The organism is Nocardioides hankookensis (assembly GCF_042658885.1).
Classification (GTDB): Bacteria; Actinomycetota; Actinomycetes; order Propionibacteriales; family Nocardioidaceae; genus Nocardioides; species Nocardioides hankookensis.
The window spans coordinates 313,922-328,314 of the sequence record NZ_JBHSRJ010000004.1 but is presented as its reverse complement, the minus strand read 5'-3'; the positions used below and the strand labels follow the sequence as shown (position 1 = coordinate 328,314).

Here is a 14,393-nt window from a genome sequence, read left to right as displayed (position 1 = left end):
CGCTGGTGATGGCACCAGTTGTGGGCGCGCCGCGGGCGCTGATGGCGCGTAACCGAGGCGTGATCAGCCGGTGATCTCCAGGACCCGCAACGCCACGGCGACGTCCAGGCGGAGGTGCGGATCGGTCGACAGCGGACCGAGCAGGCGCTCCAGCTTGGAGACCCGGTAGCGCATCGTGTTGTAGTGGAAGAACTGGAGACGGGCGGCCTCGGCGACGTTGAAGTTCGTGTCCAGCAGCACCTGCAGGGTCTCGCGGAGGTCAGCGGCCTCGGTGGTCGCCTCGGCCAGCGAGCCGAGGACGTCGTGCACGAAGGAGCGCAGCTCCGCATCGCCCTGCGGGCCCTCGGGGATCAGCGCGATCAGCCGGTGCAGGCCGAGCTGGTCGAAGAACGTCGTCGAGCCGCCGCCACTGACCCGGCGCCCGACCTCGACCGCGCGTCGGGCCTGGGCGTAGGCACCCGGCAGGTCGTCGAGGGAGTGCGCGACCCGGCTGACCCCGACGGAGAACGGCCGCCGGCCGCCGCCCTTGTCGCCAGCCACCGCGGTCACCGCCCGGCGGACGACGCCGTGGCCGTCGACCGGCTCACCGTCCCCCTCGAGCAGCGGCAGCAGGACCACGACCTCGGAGGAGAAGTCGGCGGACGGGATGCCGGAGGCGAGGGTGTCGCCGACCTGGCGCCAGGCGGCGGAGAAGCGCTCCTGCCACTGACGCCGCTGGGTGCTCGAGACCGGCTCCTCGTCCGGTGCCGTGTCGGGGGCAGGGTCGATCTCGGCGGTGACCACGACGACCGGCCGGTCCAGGTCCCAGCCGAAGGTCGAGGCGTGCTCGGCGACGTACGCCGCGTCGACGTTGCGGCGCAGCAGCAGGTCGCGGAGAAAGTCGCCCTGGTACTTGTTCTCCACCGCCGAGACCGCGGCCTCACGGGTGATCAGCAGCGCCGCGATCGCGGCCGCGCGCTCGAGCGCGTGCACGTCGTCGTCCGGGATCGGCTCGTCGGCCCGCACCGCGACCAGGCGGGCCAGGTCGACGCCGCCGGCCGCGACCCGGGTCGTGTACGCCGGGACGCCGCCGATCCGCTCCACCCGGATCCGGCCGGTCGGGTCGAGCAGGTGGTGGGTCTCCAGGGTCGACCGGTCGTCGTCGGTGAGTGCCTCGGCGCGGACCCGGCCGTCGGTGGACGTGAAGGCCACGCCGAGCCCGAGCACCCGGCTCACCTCGGCCGCGATGCCGTCGAGGTTGCCGCCCTCGAGGGCGATCTGGGTGAGCCCGCTGTGCAGCGCGTCGATGCGCGCGAGCGCAGCGCTCGCGAGCTCCTCGCGGTCACCGGTTATCAACACTTGCACTCCCTCGGCGTAGGCGTTGGCACAACCTCACATCCCCAAACCGTAACCGCCCCGGATAGCGTCGGTGCAGTGATCCCCGTCAGCGCACCTCCGCGCGTGCGCGACCTGCTGCGATCCACACCCGACGGACCGGTGCCGCTGGTGCACCGCGGCCGGGACGCCGTCTACGTCGAGGTCGCCGGCCGGTGCGTCGGCGTCGTGTCGACGCGGGCGACCGCGGTGCCCTGCGCGCTGCGCACCGGGGCGACGTACCTGCCCGACGTCGTCACCGCCCGGCTGCACGACGGCGTGCTGCACCTCGACGACGAGGCGCTGCCCGTCGGCCGGCTCGTCGACGTCTCCGTGCCGCGCCTCCCCCGCGCCCGCGTCGCGGCACCGCCGCCCGGCGACGTCACCGCGATGGTCGGCCGGGGCGACGGCCTGACGCCGTACGACGACGACGTGCTGTGCGGCTGGCTGGCGGTCCACCGGGCCGCCGGTGTCGAGACGCCCGACGTCGACGCCGCCGTCCGGGCCTGCCTGCCGCGCACGACGCTGCTCTCCGCGACGCTGCTGGAGTGCGCGATGCACGGCGAGGTCATCCCCGAGTTCGCGGCCTGGCTGGCCGCACCCGACGACCCCGACCGGACCGCGACCCTCGCGACCGTCGGGCACACCTCGGGGCGCGGCCTGCTCCAGGGAGCCCAGCTAGCCCTGCACGAGATGAGAGGTGCCGCATGACGCAGACCCACGTCGAGCTCCGACCCGGGGCGTACGCCGACTCGGTCACCCTGCTCCAGGTCAGCCGCTCCGTGCAGGGCCTCGACGGGGTGGTCGCCGCCCAGGTCGCGATGGCGACGGCGCTCAACATCGAGGTGCTGACCGAGATGGGCTTCGAGGTGCCCGCCGAGGCGACCACCAACGACATGGTCGTCGCGCTGCGCCTCGCCGACGAGGGCGCGCTGGCCGCGGCGCTCGCGGGCGTCGACCAGGCCCTGCGCGACGCGAACCGCCGCGACGCCGGGCCGTCCGAGATCGCCCCGCCCCGCACCACCACCGCCGCGTTGCGTCGCTCTGCTGGATCCCAGGGCCAGGACGCGATCGCCGTCGTCTCCGTCCCCGGCCCGAGCGCGCTGGTCGAGGCGATGGACGCCGTCGACGCGGGCCGCGACGTGCTGGTCTTCAGCGACAACGTGCCCGTCGAGCAGGAGGTCGCGCTCAAGCGCGCGGCCGCCGAGCGCGGCGTGCTCGTCATGGGACCCGACTGCGGCACCGCCGTCGTCGGCGGGCTCGGGCTCGGCTTCGCCAACGTCGTCTCCCCCGGACCGGTCGGCATCGTCGCCGCGTCCGGCACCGGCTGCCAGCAGCTGCTCGCCCTGCTCGACCACGCCGGGGTCGGCGTCGGCTCGGCGCTCGGTGTCGGCGGACGCGACCTCTCCTCGGAGGTTCGCGGCGCCTCGACCCGCGAGGCGATGCGCCGCCTCGACGCCGACCCGGCGATCGAGCTGATCGTGGTGGTCTCCAAGCCTCCGGCCGCCGACGTCGCCACCGAGATCGAGGCGTACGCCGCGAGCCTCTCGACGCCCGTCGAGTTCGCGCTCCTCGGTGCCGGACGGCCCGACCTGACGGCCGCGGCCGAGTCGGTACTGCGCCGCCTCGGCCGCGACGTGCCCACGTGGCCGGTGGCCGGCGAGGCCAGCCCCGCGACGGGAGCGATCCGCGGGCTCTTCGTCGGCGGCACCCTGAAGACCGAGGCCGCGCTGATCGCCGGGGACGGCCCGCACACCTTCGTCGACTTCGGCGACGACGAGTACACCTCGGGTCGCGCGCACCCGATGATCGACCCGAGCCTGCGCCTCGAGCACCTCGCCCGCGCCGCCGCCGACCCCGCGACCGGAGTGCTGCTTCTCGACGTCGTGCTCGGCCACGGTGCCGAGCCTGACCCGGCCGCACTGCTCGCGCCCGCCGTGGCGGCCGTCGAGCAGCCGGTGGTGATCGCGGTCGTCGGCACCGGCGCCGACCCGCAGGGCCGGGACCGCCAGGTCCGCGCCCTCGTCGAGGCCGGCGCCGAGGTGCACCTGTCCAACGCCGGCGCCACCCGCCGCGCCCTCGAGCTGATCGGAGCCACCTCGTGAGCACCACCCCCGAGGCCGTCGTCAACGTCGGCGCCGACCTGCTCGCCGACGCCGTCGCCGACCAGGCCGTCCCGGTGACCCGGGTCGACTGGCGCCCCCCGATGACCGGTACCGAGGCCGATCTCGCGACCGTGGCCGCCGACCCGCTCCGCCGTACGGCGAACGAGCGAGCCCTCGCCGCGATGCTCGACGTCACGGCGACCCTGGTCGACGTGGCTCCGGCGTCGGAGGTGCTCGGCCTCCAGCCCGGCGAGTTCCTGCACGCCGGCCCGCCGATCACGTGGGACCGCGCGTCCGGCCCGCTGCGCGGCGGCCTGATGGCCGGCGCCGCTCTCGAGGGTCTCGTGGACGACCCGGAGGACGCGGTCGCGCTCTTCGAGTCCGGCAGCAACGTGTCGCTCGAGCCGTGCCACCACCGCTCGACCGTCGGTCCGATGGCCGGCGTCGTCACGTCGAGCATGTGGATGTTCGTGCTCGAGGACGCGGCCACCGGCCGGCGTACCCACTGCTCGCTCAACGAGGGGCTCGGCAAGGTGCTGCGGTACGGCGCCTACGGGCCCGAGGTGCTGACCCGCCTGCGCTGGATGCGCGACGTGCTCGGTCCGCTGCTGCGCGCCGGTGTGCGCGGCGCCGGACCGGTCGACGTCACCGGCATCCTCACCCAGATGCTGCAGATGGGCGACGAGGCCCACAACCGCAACCGGGCCGGCACCCTGATGCTGCTGCGCGACCTCTCCCCGGCGATGGTCACGTCCGGCGCGGCTCCCGCGGACATCGCCGAGGCGCTGCGCTTCGTGGGCAGCAACGACCACTTCTTCCTCAATCTCGCGATGCCCGCCTGCAAGCTCGCGCTCGACGCCGCGCGCGGCATCGAGGGGTCGACGATGGTCGTGGCGATGGCCCGCAACGGCACCGACTTCGGCATCCAGGTCGCGGGCACCGGCGACGAGTGGTTCACCGGCCCGGCGCAGCTCGCCGACGGGCTCTTCCTGGGCTCCTACGGACCCGACGACGCCAACCCCGACATCGGCGACTCGGCGATCACCGAGACCGCCGGCATCGGCGGCTTCGCGATGGCGACCGCACCCGCGATCGTCCGGCTGGTCGGCGGCTCCGTCCCGGACGCGCTCGCCACCACCCGCCGGATGCACGAGATCACCCTCGGCGAGAACCCGCGCTGGACCGTGCCGGTGCTGGAGTTCCAGGGCACCCCGACCGGCATCGACGTGACGAAGGTGTGCCGCACGGGGATCCTGCCGCAGATCAACACCGGCATGGCCGGCAAGGTCGCCGGTGTCGGTCAGGTCGGCGCCGGGCTCGTCAACCCGCCCGCGGAGATCTTCCCGAAGGCCCTGGCGCGGCTGGCCGACCTGACCAGGTCGCGTCAGTAGCGGATCCACCCGCGGAGGCCGATGACGGCACCCTGGTCGCGGCTGGCGTCGAGGAAGACGTAGAGCGGTCCGCCCTGCACGTGCTCGCGCTCGGCGAGCCGACCGTTGCTCGGCTGCACGTCGTGCAGGTAGCCGTCGTACCCGCGGATCTTGCCCCCGGTCACGACCATCGTGTTCCAGCCGCGGTCGACCCAGCCGCACAGGAAGCTGTCCTCGCCGGTGCCCTGGTAGCCGGTCTTGATCTTGACCTGGTGCACCCAGACGGCCGGGTCGCGACCGCCCGGGACGTCCGGGCACCCCGCCGGGTGCGAGCTCCACTCGATGTGCGTGTAGCCCCGGAACGGGAAGGAGTCGTGCCAGGTCTTGCGCTCCCCGTAGCCGAAGCACTGACCGGACGGGTCGCGCCACGAGCCGTAGCACCTCCCGCTGACGCCACTGATCTCCTGGCCGCCGGCGGTCTGCCGGTAGGCGTTGATGTGCCAGTGCACCTGGTGCCAGGACCCGCCGCCCGCCACGGCCTCGTCGTTGGCGCTCGCGCTCGCCGCCGGGAGCAGGAGGGCGGACAGGCAGCAGATGAGCGTGAGGACGGCGGCGGTCGCGGCCTTCGTGGGTGTCGTCATGCCGGGACCGTAGGCGCGGCGCCGGCCCGGCTTCTGTCTGCCCGCTGACACAACGGCCGGCGGGTACGGCGGCGGACCTACAACGTGTAGCCGTTGACCGTGTAGTTGAAGAACAGCCCCGGGTTGCTGCCGATCGAGGGCACCAGGCAGACCGTGTCGGCCTCGACCACGACGGGTGTCGTGAACGTGACCGGCAGGATCTCCTCCGGCTGGAGGAAGCTGTACTCGATCAGCCGGCCGAGCACCGGCCCGCTCGTCGTGGAGCAGTCGGCGTTGCCGGCCTGCAACCGCATGCTCACGTTGAGCCGGGTCACCGCGGTGTTGGTCTGGCTCATCACCAGGTCGGTGAGGGCGACCTTGCCCTGCCCGACGACGATGGCGCCCCCGCCGCTGCCGACCACCTGGAAAGGCGTACCGGCCTGGGTCGTCGTCACCGGGCCCTGCACCGTGACCTTGCCGTCGACGGTCATCGCGCCCTTGCCGTCACTCACCTTGAGGGCGTTGGACTTGGTCACCGCGACCTTGTGCCCGCCCTTGCCGGTGATGGTGACGATCTGCTTGCCCGCGGCGAAGGCGCCCCACGGCAGCAGCACGAGCGTCAGGCAGCCCGCCACGAACATCACGGTGACCTGCCGGCCACTGAGCCGGCGTCCGCTGGTTCCCATGCCCACCTCCGAGTAGGTACCCCGGCATCGTCACCCGCCCCGAAGGCGGAGGACATAGCCCGTTCAGGTCATCGGTCCGACCGGTTGCAGGATGCTGCAACCGGGTTAGACCGGTCCGTGGGTCGGGTATCGGCCACGCATGCGACTCACTCGGACCTGTGCCGCCCTCCTCGCGGCCGCGCTCGCGACAGCCCTCCTTCCCGGACTTCCCGCCGTCGGCGCCGCCCCCGACGCGGTGTCGTCACCCCAGGTCGCGGCCCGGGGCTTCGAGACCGAGGACGGTTACTACTGCCACTACGTGCGCAACGCGGGTGGCTATCCGAAGTACCAGCGCGTCGGGAAGAAGACGCACGAGTGGGTCGCCATCGGCGAGCTCCACACCGGCAGCAACACGAAGGGCAAGTTCGTCACCGGGACCGGGGTCAGCACCGCGCTCGCCGGCGGTGTCACCGTCGACGCGGGCAAGAACTGGTCGGTCGGCGCCAGCCTCGGCTACACGAAGTCCTACACGCTGTCGATCAGCCTCAAGACGCTCGGCCCCGACCAGCACCGGCAGGTCGTGTCGCGCTACGACTACCAGAAGTACCGGCTCTACTGCGGCACCAAGGACCCGCGGACCGGCCTCATCAGCTACGCCGCGTCACCGAAGTACCGCTACCTCCCGCTCGGGTGGAGCGGCCGCGCGAAGTACAAGATCGCCGGTCCGAGCACGATCGTGGGCTGCCGCCACCGCGGTTCTGAGCCCGACCACAAGGTCTTCCTCCGTCGAGGCCAGTGGGTGAGCGCCAACTGGAGCGAGGGCTACACGGCGACCGCGTCGCTCAAGGGGATCGGCGTCTCCGCCAGCTTCAGCAGCACGACCAGCCAGTCGCGGGGCGTCTCGTTCACGAGCATCCGGAAGAAGGCCTGGCTCTGTGGCGACAAGAGCCTGCTCGCGGACTCCACACGGTTCTACGCCAACAACTACTGACCCGGGTCAGGTCCGGCTGGGTGTCGGCGGTCGCCAGAGCGCGACCTTGATGTCGACGTTGCCCGACGGGCGCAGCGGCGTGCCCTCCTCCAGGTAGGCCTGGCGGGCCTCGTCCTGGTGGCTCGGGGGCAGCGAGCCGTCGGCGCGCACGACCCGCCACCACGGCATGCCGCTGCCGTGGGTCGCCATCACGTTGCCGACCAGCCGGGGGCCACCGCCGCCGACCACGGCGCCGACGACCTCCGCGATCGCGCCGTACGTCGTCACCCGGCCGCGCGGCACCGTCTCGACGCAGCGCAGCACGAGCTCGACGTACTCCTCGAAGTCCAGGCTCACGACGTCTCCTCCTGCGGCCGTCCGGCCGTCAGCGCCACGGCTGCCGCGACGGTCCCCACGAGGCCGGCCGCGACGCCGATCACCCAGATGCCGGGCTGCTCCGGCTGGCCGCGGAGCGCGAGTGCCAGCCCCCACACGAGAGGTACGCCGAGCAGCACCAGCGCCCCGCGGCGCACCCACAGCCGGACCAGCGCCGGGTCCACGGGCATCCGGTCGGGCCCGTAGCCGGCGAGCAGCGCGGCCAGGTGGGAGACCAGCAGCCCGGTCGCCGCCACCAGGACCGCGGGGTGCAGCCCGTCGTCGAGCGCGCCCGCCCACCAGGCCAGCACCGCGAGCATCACGGCGGCGCCGACGGCTGTCTCGGGCATCGCCGCGAAAGCACCAGAGAGCACGACGATCCCGAGCGCCACCCACCAGGTCGGCCAGCGTCCCGCGGGACCGGCGGCGAGGACGGCCACGACCGGGCCGATGAAGATCAGCACCCGGAGCACCAGCTGGCTGCGGGACAGCTCGGCCACCGCACCGAAGACGTTGTTCATCGCGCCACCACCCGCGGCTGTGCGGCCCGCCGCGCGAGCCGCCGCAGGACGTCGTCGATGGTGCCCGGTCCCCGCCACGGCACCACCGGGCAGCCCAGCGCGGCCAGGCGCTGGAGCACGACGGTCCGCTCGAGGCTGCGCATCCGCCAGGCGAGCGAGGCCAGGTCGGGGTCGGTGCCCGGCGCGACACCGGGGCGTACGTCGCCGGGCAGCGTGTCGACGACCAGGATCGGCACACCGCGACGGGTGAGCGCCGCGGCCACCGCTCCGATCGACTCGGCCAGCATCGGGGAGAGCACGACGACCACGGTGCCCCCGGTGACGCCGAGCTGGAGGACACCGGCCTCGGCCTCGGCGACCTCGCCGGTCCGGATGCCGGCGAGGGTGTGCTGGATCTGCCGCAGGTGCCGGGCGCCGGTGCCGTAGCCGACCAGCTCACGCCCGCGGCCGACCACCCGCAGCCCGACCCGGTCGCCCGAGCGGACGTGGTGCTCGGCGACGGCCGAGGCAGCGCGCACCGACAGGTCCAGGCTGCTCGCTGCCCCGTCGACGCCGTCGGACGCGCCGTGGTCGGCGAGGGCGTCGACGACCAGGAGCACGGCGGTGTCCTCCTCGGCCCGGGTGCTGACGACGTGCAGCTCGCGGCTGCGCAGCGAGACCCGCCAGTTGACCCGCCGCAGCCGGTCCCCCGGCGCGAACGGGCGGATGCCCGCGAGCTCCGTGCCGGAGCCGGGCCGCTGCGACCGGTGCGCACCGACCAGGCCGACCGGCTGCGGTGCGTCGGCGCGCGAGTCGTAGACGGCCGCCATCGGCAGCACCCGCAGGTGCTGGCCACCGAGCGACACCGGCCCGAACCGGAAGCCCGCCCACGGTGACATCAGCGCGACCTTCTCCTCGCCGAGGTACCGACGGCCCCACCGGCGCGGGCTGATCTCGACCGGCGGCCCGACCGCGTCCGGACCGGACAGCAGTGCGCCGACCTGCCCGCCGTGCGGGCGCATCGCGACGTACGCCGGCTGCCCGGACGCGCGGGTGAGGTACTCCGCGTCGCTGGCGTCCGTGACCGTCAGCCGCGAGGTCGTGCCCTGGCCCTCGTGCAACGAGGTGTGGTCGAGGTACGTCGTGAGCTGCGGCGCCTGCCTCGGCCGGTGCAGCAGGCCCAGCGCCGCGAGCGCGACGAACGGCACCGCGAGCACGACGAGCGCCGGCTCGCCGACCAGCAGTGCCCCGGCGACCGCGACCGCCGCGGTGAAGACCGCCCGGCCGAGCGCCGCCGTCGGGCGCCACTCGGTCATCGGCGCTCGAGGGTGCTCGGCGTCGGCACCTTGGCGAGGACCGAGTCGACGACGCCACGGCCGCTCGCCTCCGTCATCCAGAGCTCGGGGCGCACGGTGATGCGGTGCGCGAGCACGGGCCGGGCGACCGCCTTGACGTCCTCCGGGATCACGTAGTCGCGACCCCGGATCAGCGCGAACGCCCGGGCGGCCAGCACCAGGCCGAGCGAGCCGCGCGGCGACGCGCCGGTGAGCACGTCGGTGTGCGTGCGGGTGGCGGTGGCCAGGTCGACGCAGTAGCGGCCGACGTCCTCGCCGACGACCACGGTCTCGACCGCGGCCTGCATCGCGAGCAGCCCGGCGGCATCGGTGACCGGCTCGAGCTCGACCTCCTCCTGGCGTCGCTCCAGGCGCCGGGCGAGCACGTCGTACTCCTCCCCGGCCGAGGGGTAGCCGAAGCTGACCCGCAGCAGGAAGCGGTCGAGCTGCGCCTCCGGCAGCGGGTAGGTGCCCTCGTACTCGATCGGGTTGGCGGTGGCCAGCACGTGGAAGGGGGCCGCCAGCGGGAACGTCTCGCCCTCGACGGTGACCTGCCGCTCCTGCATCGCCTCCAGCAGCGCCGACTGCGTCTTGGGGGGCGTGCGGTTGATCTCGTCGGCGAGCAGCAGCCCGGTGAAGATCGGTCCGGGCCGGAAGTCGAAGCGGGCCTCGCGCTGGTCGTAGACGAACGACCCGGTGAGGTCGGCCGGCAGCAGGTCGGGCGTGAACTGCGCGCGCCGGAAGTCCAGGCCGAGCGACTGCGCGAACGAGCGGGCCGCGAGGGTCTTGCCCAGTCCGGGGTAGTCCTCGAGCAGCACGTGGCCCTTCGCGAGGATCGCCGCCAGCACCTGCAGCAGCGCCTCGCGCTTGCCGACGACGGCCTTCTCCACCTCGGTGACGACCCGGGACGCCAGCTCGGCCGCCTCCGCGACGGACAGGGTCGCCTGCGGCGATGTGGTCATGCTCAGAGCTCCTCGATGATGGTCAGGTAACGGTCGATCTGGGCGTTGCTGAGGCGTCGCGGCGGGCCGGTGAGCAGGTCGGTCAGCTCGGGTCCGAGCACCACGTCGGCGCCCGCGTCGGCGCGGCTGATGCCGTGCCGCTGCCGGAGCACCTGGTCGGTGAGCACGGCGAGCCGGTCGCGCAGGGTGTGGTCCGGGGTCCTCGAGGACTGGTGGGCCTCGATGAGCCCGACGTAGCGGACCAGCCGCGGGTCACCGCTGTCGCGCACCGACGGGCGCTCGACGTCGACCTGCCAGGACGGCTCACCACCGTTGAGGGCGTCGACGACCAGGCCGAGGATCGCCGTGCAGGTGGCGACGAGCAGGGCGAGCCGCACCGGGTCGGGGTCGGCCTCGAGCAGGGTCAGCAGCACCTCGAAGCCGACGTACGCCGCGAACCCGCCCGCGACCCGGGGCCACCACCGCCCCTTCACGCCGGAGCCCCGATCGTGTGGTGGATCCGGTCGAGCGCCGCGACCGCAGCGGCCCGGTCGTCCTCGGTGAGCTCGTGCTCGGAGAAGCGCGCCTCGCGGTAGAGCGCGGCGAGGCGGGAGACGGCCGTCGGGTCGGCGTCGACGAGGTCGAGGACGCGGAGCGTGTGCTCCGACGACGTCTCCCACGCACGTCGTTCGATCCCGGCCGCGGCCGCGGAGACCTCGAACCGGTGCCAGCACTCGACGATGCCGTTGCGCGGCGCACCGCCCGAGAGCGCGGCCCGCTGGGCGTCGACGTCGGCCAGGAGCCCGCGGGCGACGGCCGCGCCCGGCGACAGCACGTCGATGTCCGCGGCGTCCACGGCGGCCTCGCGGCGACGGCGGGCACGACGTGCGCGACGGACGCCGGTGAGCCAGCGGGCCAGCCAGACGAGCAGCGCGAGCGCGAGCACGGCGGTCGCGACGTTGATGAGGAGCGCGAAGATCCACAGCACCCCGCCGCCGTCCTGCTCGTCCTCGGCCGGCTTCGGCTTCGGCTTCGGCGCAGCGGTGGGCGTGGCGCGGGTCTGGGCCGTGGTGGGTTGCGCGGCGCCGGGTCCGTCGCCGCGCAGCACGCCACTGGGGCCGATCGACGCCGCCCAGGTGACCAGCAGGACGACGAGGAGAACCCCGGCCGCGACGAGTGCCGCGGCCAGGGCTCCCCACCGAGAAGCGGGTCGCCGGGCGGTCATGCCCGGCAACCTACCCGGATCAGAGGATGGGCGAGAACGGCTCCGTGCCGTTGACCAGCTGCAGACCGGAGATGCCGGAGTGCTGCTGGGCGAACGCGAGCTCCTTGGCCAGGTCGCCGATGTTGTTCGACAGCGGCAGCGGGGCCAGGCCGAGCGTCGAGAGGACGCCGATCGCCTTGCCGTCGGCCGAGACGAACGCCGAGCCGGAGTCACCGGGGATGCCGGGGCCGACCGTGTAGAGCGGGTGTGACCAACCGCCGTCCGCCGCGTCGTCGCCGAGGCTGATGCCGGTGTGCGGCGAGAGCGGGGCGAGGCCGGCGCGCAGGCTGGAGTTGCCGTAGGTGTAGACCCGGTCGCCCGCGGCGGTGCCGTCGGTGTCGATGCCGGTCGGGCCGCCCCAGAACGGGATCGACGGGTTGACCTTGCCGATGTCCGCGGCGCTGACCTTCACCAGGGCGAGGTCGTTGTAGGCGCAGGTGTTGGGGTCCGTGGTGCCGAGCTGCTTCTCGGTCAGCCACGAGGAGTAGACGAGCGTGCCCGAGCCGACCTGGGTGCCCTCGTCGACCACGCTGCCGCCCTCGTTGAAGGTGACCGGCGTGCCGAGCGGCAGCGACTCGACGTTGCAGCCGTTGGTGTCGGTGGCCTCACCCTGGCCGGCGCAGTGGGCGGCGTAGCCGACGTACACGTTGCCGGCGCCGTCGGTGTAGACGAAGTTGGCGGTGCACTGGGCACCCGCCGTGTACATCATCGTGCCGGGGTGGATCTCGGCCGTGTCGGCAGGCGCCCACGTCGGGGCGCTGTCGGCGCGCGACGGGGTGAGCGTCAGCAGCGCGGCGGTCAGGATCGTGATCGTCACGGCCGCGAACACGGCGGCCAGCTGGGAACGGGAGAGGCTCATGCCCACTCCAACGAGCGGGTGTGAGCGCGGTTACGTCAGTAGCTGGGCTGCGAGGGGTCGATCTGGTTGACCCAGGCGACCACACCGCCGCCGACGTGCACGGCGTCGGCGTACCCGGCGCCCTTCACGATGGCGAGCGTCTCGGCCGAGCGGACGCCCGACTTGCAGTGCATGACGATCTGCTTGTCGGCCGGCAGCTTCTCGAGGGCCGAGCCGTTGAGGAAGTCGCCCTTCGGGATCAGCACGGAGCCGGGGATCTTGTTGATCTCGTACTCGTTCGGCTCGCGCACGTCGACGAGGACGAAGTCGCGGGTGCCCTCGGCGCGCTCCTTGAGCATGTGCTCGAGCGTGGTGACCGAGATCGTCGAGCCGGCGGCCGCCTCGGCGGCGTCGTCGGAGATCGCACCGCAGAAGGCGTCGTAGTCGATGAGGCCGGTGACGGTCGGGTTCTCGCCGCAGAGCGCGCAGTTCGGGTCCTTGCGGACCTTCAGCTTGCGGTACTCCATCTCGAGGGCGTCGTAGATCATCAGCTTGCCGACCAGCGGCTCGCCGATGCCGGTCAGCAGCTTGATGGCCTCGTTGACCTGGATCGAGCCGATCGACGCGCAGAGCACGCCGAGCACGCCACCCTCCGCGCAGCTCGGGACCATGCCCGGCGGCGGGGGCTCCGGGTAGAGGCAGCGGTAGCAGGGCGCGTCGTCGGAGAGCGTCGGCGCGAAGACCGAGGCCTGGCCGTCGAAGCGGTAGATCGAGCCCCAGACGTACGGGATGCCGAGGAAGTACGCCGCGTCGTTGACCATGTAGCGCGTCGCGAAGTTGTCGGTGCCGTCGACGATGAGGTCGTAGCCCCGGAAGATCTCCATGACGTTGTCGTTGTCGAGACGCGTCTCGTGCACGATCACGTTGACGTAGGGGTTGGTCTCGGCGATCGACTCCTTGGCCGAGACCGCCTTCGACTTCCCGATGTCCGACTGGCCGTGGATGATCTGGCGCTGCAGGTTGGACTCGTCGACCTCGTCGAACTCCGCGATGCCGAGCGTGTGCACGCCGGCCGCCGCGAGGTAGAGCAGGGCCGGGCTGCCCAGACCGCCGGCGCCGATGACCAGCACCTTGGCGTTCTTGAGGCGCTTCTGACCGGTCATCCCGACGTCGGGGATGATCAGGTGGCGGCTGTAGCGACGCACCTCGTCGATGGTCAGCTCGTCCGCGGGCTCCACGAGCGCGGGAAAGGACACGGCGTACTCCTAGTTCGATCGGTTGCCGGGCCGACAACTTCCGGTCCTGCCATGTTCCCCGCCGAGAAGCAGCCCGGATCGCCGCGTCCCGTCATCCGGACGCTGATGACTGCCCGGTAGTGTTCGGCGCGTGACGGCAGAGCAGTACGACGCACCGGCGCGACCCCGCGGCGGCCGGATGCCCCGGCGGGAGCGACGCGCCCAGCTGATGGAGTCCGCCCTCGAGGTGTTCGTGGCCCAGGGCTACCACGCAGCCGCGATGGACGACATCGCCGAGCGCGCGGGCGTCTCCAAGCCCGTGCTCTACCAGCACTTCCCCGGCAAGCTCGACCTCTACCTCGCACTGCTGGACCGCTCCTGCGACACGATCATCGACAACACGCGCCACGCGCTCGCCTCGACGCACGACAACAAGCAGCGGGTCGCGGCGACGATGGACGTGTTCTTCGAGTACGTCTCCAGCGAGACCGGGGCGTTCCGCCTCGTCTTCGAGTCCGACCTGACCAACGAGCCCGCCGTGCGCGAGCACGTCGACCGGGTCACCACCGAGTGCGCGGCGATGATCGCGCACGTCATCCACGACGACACGGGCCTGCCCGACGACGCCTCCCGTCTGCTGGCCGTCTCCCTGGTGGGAATGGCCCAGGTGAGCGCGCGGTTCTGGCTCGCGGAGCACGGTGACATCCCCCGCCCGGACGCCGCCGCGCTGGTCGCGGGGCTGGCCTGGCGCGGCATCCGCGGCTACCCGCTCACCGACGACCACTGACCACCCCCCGCACCACCCTGCAACACCCCCCGAACA

General features: G+C 73.0%; 16 protein-coding genes. 5 read left to right on the top strand and 11 right to left on the bottom strand.

Annotated elements, in window-relative coordinates:
- Positions 1 to 63 precede the first annotated feature (63 nt).
- Entirely contained in the window at positions 64 to 1,338 is a 1,275-nt protein-coding gene (locus ACFPYL_RS07970; RefSeq protein ID WP_379152707.1) for a PucR family transcriptional regulator, read from the bottom strand.
- Between the two features lie 75 nt (positions 1,339 to 1,413).
- Between ACFPYL_RS07970 and ACFPYL_RS07965 the strand changes: the two genes are divergently transcribed.
- The 3 genes from ACFPYL_RS07965 to ACFPYL_RS07955 are packed head-to-tail and all read left to right on the top strand — an operon-like array spanning position 1,414 to position 4,849.
- A complete protein-coding gene (locus ACFPYL_RS07965) occupies positions 1,414 to 2,064 on the top strand; it encodes a DUF2877 domain-containing protein (RefSeq protein ID WP_379152705.1) in 651 nt (216 codons plus the stop codon).
- Positions 2,061 to 3,458 carry an FdrA family protein gene (locus ACFPYL_RS07960; protein WP_379152703.1) on the top strand — a complete coding sequence of 466 codons (1,398 nt, stop codon included), beginning with the start codon at positions 2,061 to 2,063 and terminating at the stop codon, positions 3,456 to 3,458. Before ACFPYL_RS07965 ends, ACFPYL_RS07960 begins: the two co-directional genes overlap by 4 nt.
- Positions 3,455 to 4,849 carry a YlbE family protein gene (locus tag ACFPYL_RS07955; protein ID WP_379152701.1) on the top strand — a complete coding sequence of 465 codons (1,395 nt, stop codon included), beginning with the start codon at positions 3,455 to 3,457 and terminating at the stop codon, positions 4,847 to 4,849. Before ACFPYL_RS07960 ends, ACFPYL_RS07955 begins: the two co-directional genes overlap by 4 nt.
- Here ACFPYL_RS07955 and ACFPYL_RS07950 read toward each other — a convergent pair.
- Positions 4,843 to 5,469, bottom strand: a complete 627-nt coding sequence (locus tag ACFPYL_RS07950; protein ID WP_379152700.1) for a hypothetical protein — start codon at positions 5,467 to 5,469, stop codon at positions 4,843 to 4,845. The genes ACFPYL_RS07955 and ACFPYL_RS07950 overlap by 7 nt on opposite strands.
- Positions 5,470 to 5,546: 77 nt before the next feature.
- Complete coding sequence (locus ACFPYL_RS07945) at positions 5,547 to 6,134, bottom strand: hypothetical protein (RefSeq protein ID WP_379152698.1); 588 nt, start codon at positions 6,132 to 6,134, stop codon at positions 5,547 to 5,549.
- Positions 6,135 to 6,273: 139 nt separating this feature from the next.
- Here ACFPYL_RS07945 and ACFPYL_RS07940 point away from each other — a divergent pair, with 139 nt between their 5' ends.
- Positions 6,274 to 7,104, top strand: coding sequence for a hypothetical protein (locus ACFPYL_RS07940; protein ID WP_379152696.1), 831 nt, complete (start codon positions 6,274 to 6,276; stop codon positions 7,102 to 7,104).
- A 6-nt stretch (positions 7,105 to 7,110) separates the two neighbouring features.
- On the opposite strand, the gene ACFPYL_RS07935 is transcribed toward ACFPYL_RS07940, so the two are convergent.
- The 8 genes from ACFPYL_RS07935 to moeZ are packed head-to-tail and all read right to left on the bottom strand — an operon-like array spanning position 7,111 to position 13,591.
- The gene (locus ACFPYL_RS07935) at positions 7,111 to 7,440 is read right to left on the bottom strand and encodes an MGMT family protein (RefSeq protein ID WP_379152694.1); all 330 of its coding nucleotides are present in this window, start codon (positions 7,438 to 7,440) and stop codon (positions 7,111 to 7,113) included.
- Positions 7,437 to 7,979 carry a hypothetical protein gene (locus ACFPYL_RS07930; protein ID WP_379152692.1) on the bottom strand — a complete coding sequence of 181 codons (543 nt, stop codon included), beginning with the start codon at positions 7,977 to 7,979 and terminating at the stop codon, positions 7,437 to 7,439. The genes ACFPYL_RS07935 and ACFPYL_RS07930 overlap by 4 nt, the downstream gene beginning before the upstream one ends.
- A complete protein-coding gene (locus ACFPYL_RS07925) occupies positions 7,976 to 9,274 on the bottom strand; it encodes a DUF58 domain-containing protein (RefSeq protein ID WP_379152690.1) in 1,299 nt (432 codons plus the stop codon). Before ACFPYL_RS07925 ends, ACFPYL_RS07930 begins: the two co-directional genes overlap by 4 nt.
- Positions 9,271 to 10,254 carry an AAA family ATPase gene (locus ACFPYL_RS07920; RefSeq protein ID WP_379152688.1) on the bottom strand — a complete coding sequence of 328 codons (984 nt, stop codon included), beginning with the start codon at positions 10,252 to 10,254 and terminating at the stop codon, positions 9,271 to 9,273. The genes ACFPYL_RS07925 and ACFPYL_RS07920 overlap by 4 nt, the downstream gene beginning before the upstream one ends.
- Before the next feature lie 2 nt (positions 10,255 to 10,256).
- Positions 10,257 to 10,727, bottom strand: coding sequence for a hypothetical protein (locus ACFPYL_RS07915; protein ID WP_379152686.1), 471 nt, complete (start codon positions 10,725 to 10,727; stop codon positions 10,257 to 10,259).
- Positions 10,724 to 11,458 carry a DUF4129 domain-containing protein gene (locus ACFPYL_RS07910; protein ID WP_379152685.1) on the bottom strand — a complete coding sequence of 245 codons (735 nt, stop codon included), beginning with the start codon at positions 11,456 to 11,458 and terminating at the stop codon, positions 10,724 to 10,726. Before ACFPYL_RS07910 ends, ACFPYL_RS07915 begins: the two co-directional genes overlap by 4 nt.
- Positions 11,459 to 11,477: 19 nt before the next feature.
- Positions 11,478 to 12,356, bottom strand: coding sequence for a hypothetical protein (locus ACFPYL_RS07905; RefSeq protein WP_379152683.1), 879 nt, complete (start codon positions 12,354 to 12,356; stop codon positions 11,478 to 11,480).
- 35 nt (positions 12,357 to 12,391) lie between these two features.
- Complete coding sequence (moeZ, locus tag ACFPYL_RS07900; RefSeq protein WP_379152682.1) at positions 12,392 to 13,591, bottom strand: adenylyltransferase/sulfurtransferase MoeZ; 1,200 nt, start codon at positions 13,589 to 13,591, stop codon at positions 12,392 to 12,394.
- A gap of 178 nt (positions 13,592 to 13,769) precedes the next feature.
- Here moeZ and ACFPYL_RS07895 point away from each other — a divergent pair, with 178 nt between their 5' ends.
- Positions 13,770 to 14,357, top strand: a complete 588-nt coding sequence (locus tag ACFPYL_RS07895; protein ID WP_379155401.1) for a TetR/AcrR family transcriptional regulator — start codon at positions 13,770 to 13,772, stop codon at positions 14,355 to 14,357.
- The last annotated feature ends 36 nt before the right edge of the window (positions 14,358 to 14,393 follow it).

What these genes read in the sequence shown, in the direction of transcription:
- ACFPYL_RS07960 (WP_379152703.1), top strand. Translation starts at nt 2,061, where the DNA reads ATGACGCAGACCCACGTCGAGCTCCGACCCGGGGCGTACGCCGACTCG.
- ACFPYL_RS07950 (WP_379152700.1), bottom strand. Translation starts at nt 5,469, where the DNA reads ATGACGACACCCACGAAGGCCGCGACCGCCGCCGTCCTCACGCTCATC.
- ACFPYL_RS07945 (WP_379152698.1), bottom strand. Translation starts at nt 6,134, where the DNA reads ATGGGAACCAGCGGACGCCGGCTCAGTGGCCGGCAGGTCACCGTGATG.
- ACFPYL_RS07940 (WP_379152696.1), top strand. Translation starts at nt 6,274, where the DNA reads ATGCGACTCACTCGGACCTGTGCCGCCCTCCTCGCGGCCGCGCTCGCG.
- ACFPYL_RS07930 (WP_379152692.1), bottom strand. Translation starts at nt 7,979, where the DNA reads ATGAACAACGTCTTCGGTGCGGTGGCCGAGCTGTCCCGCAGCCAGCTG.
- ACFPYL_RS07925 (WP_379152690.1), bottom strand. Translation starts at nt 9,274, where the DNA reads ATGACCGAGTGGCGCCCGACGGCGGCGCTCGGCCGGGCGGTCTTCACC.
- ACFPYL_RS07920 (WP_379152688.1), bottom strand. Translation starts at nt 10,254, where the DNA reads ATGACCACATCGCCGCAGGCGACCCTGTCCGTCGCGGAGGCGGCCGAG.
- ACFPYL_RS07910 (WP_379152685.1), bottom strand. Translation starts at nt 11,458, where the DNA reads ATGACCGCCCGGCGACCCGCTTCTCGGTGGGGAGCCCTGGCCGCGGCA.
- ACFPYL_RS07905 (WP_379152683.1), bottom strand. Translation starts at nt 12,356, where the DNA reads ATGAGCCTCTCCCGTTCCCAGCTGGCCGCCGTGTTCGCGGCCGTGACG.
- ACFPYL_RS07895 (WP_379155401.1), top strand. Translation starts at nt 13,770, where the DNA reads ATGCCCCGGCGGGAGCGACGCGCCCAGCTGATGGAGTCCGCCCTCGAG.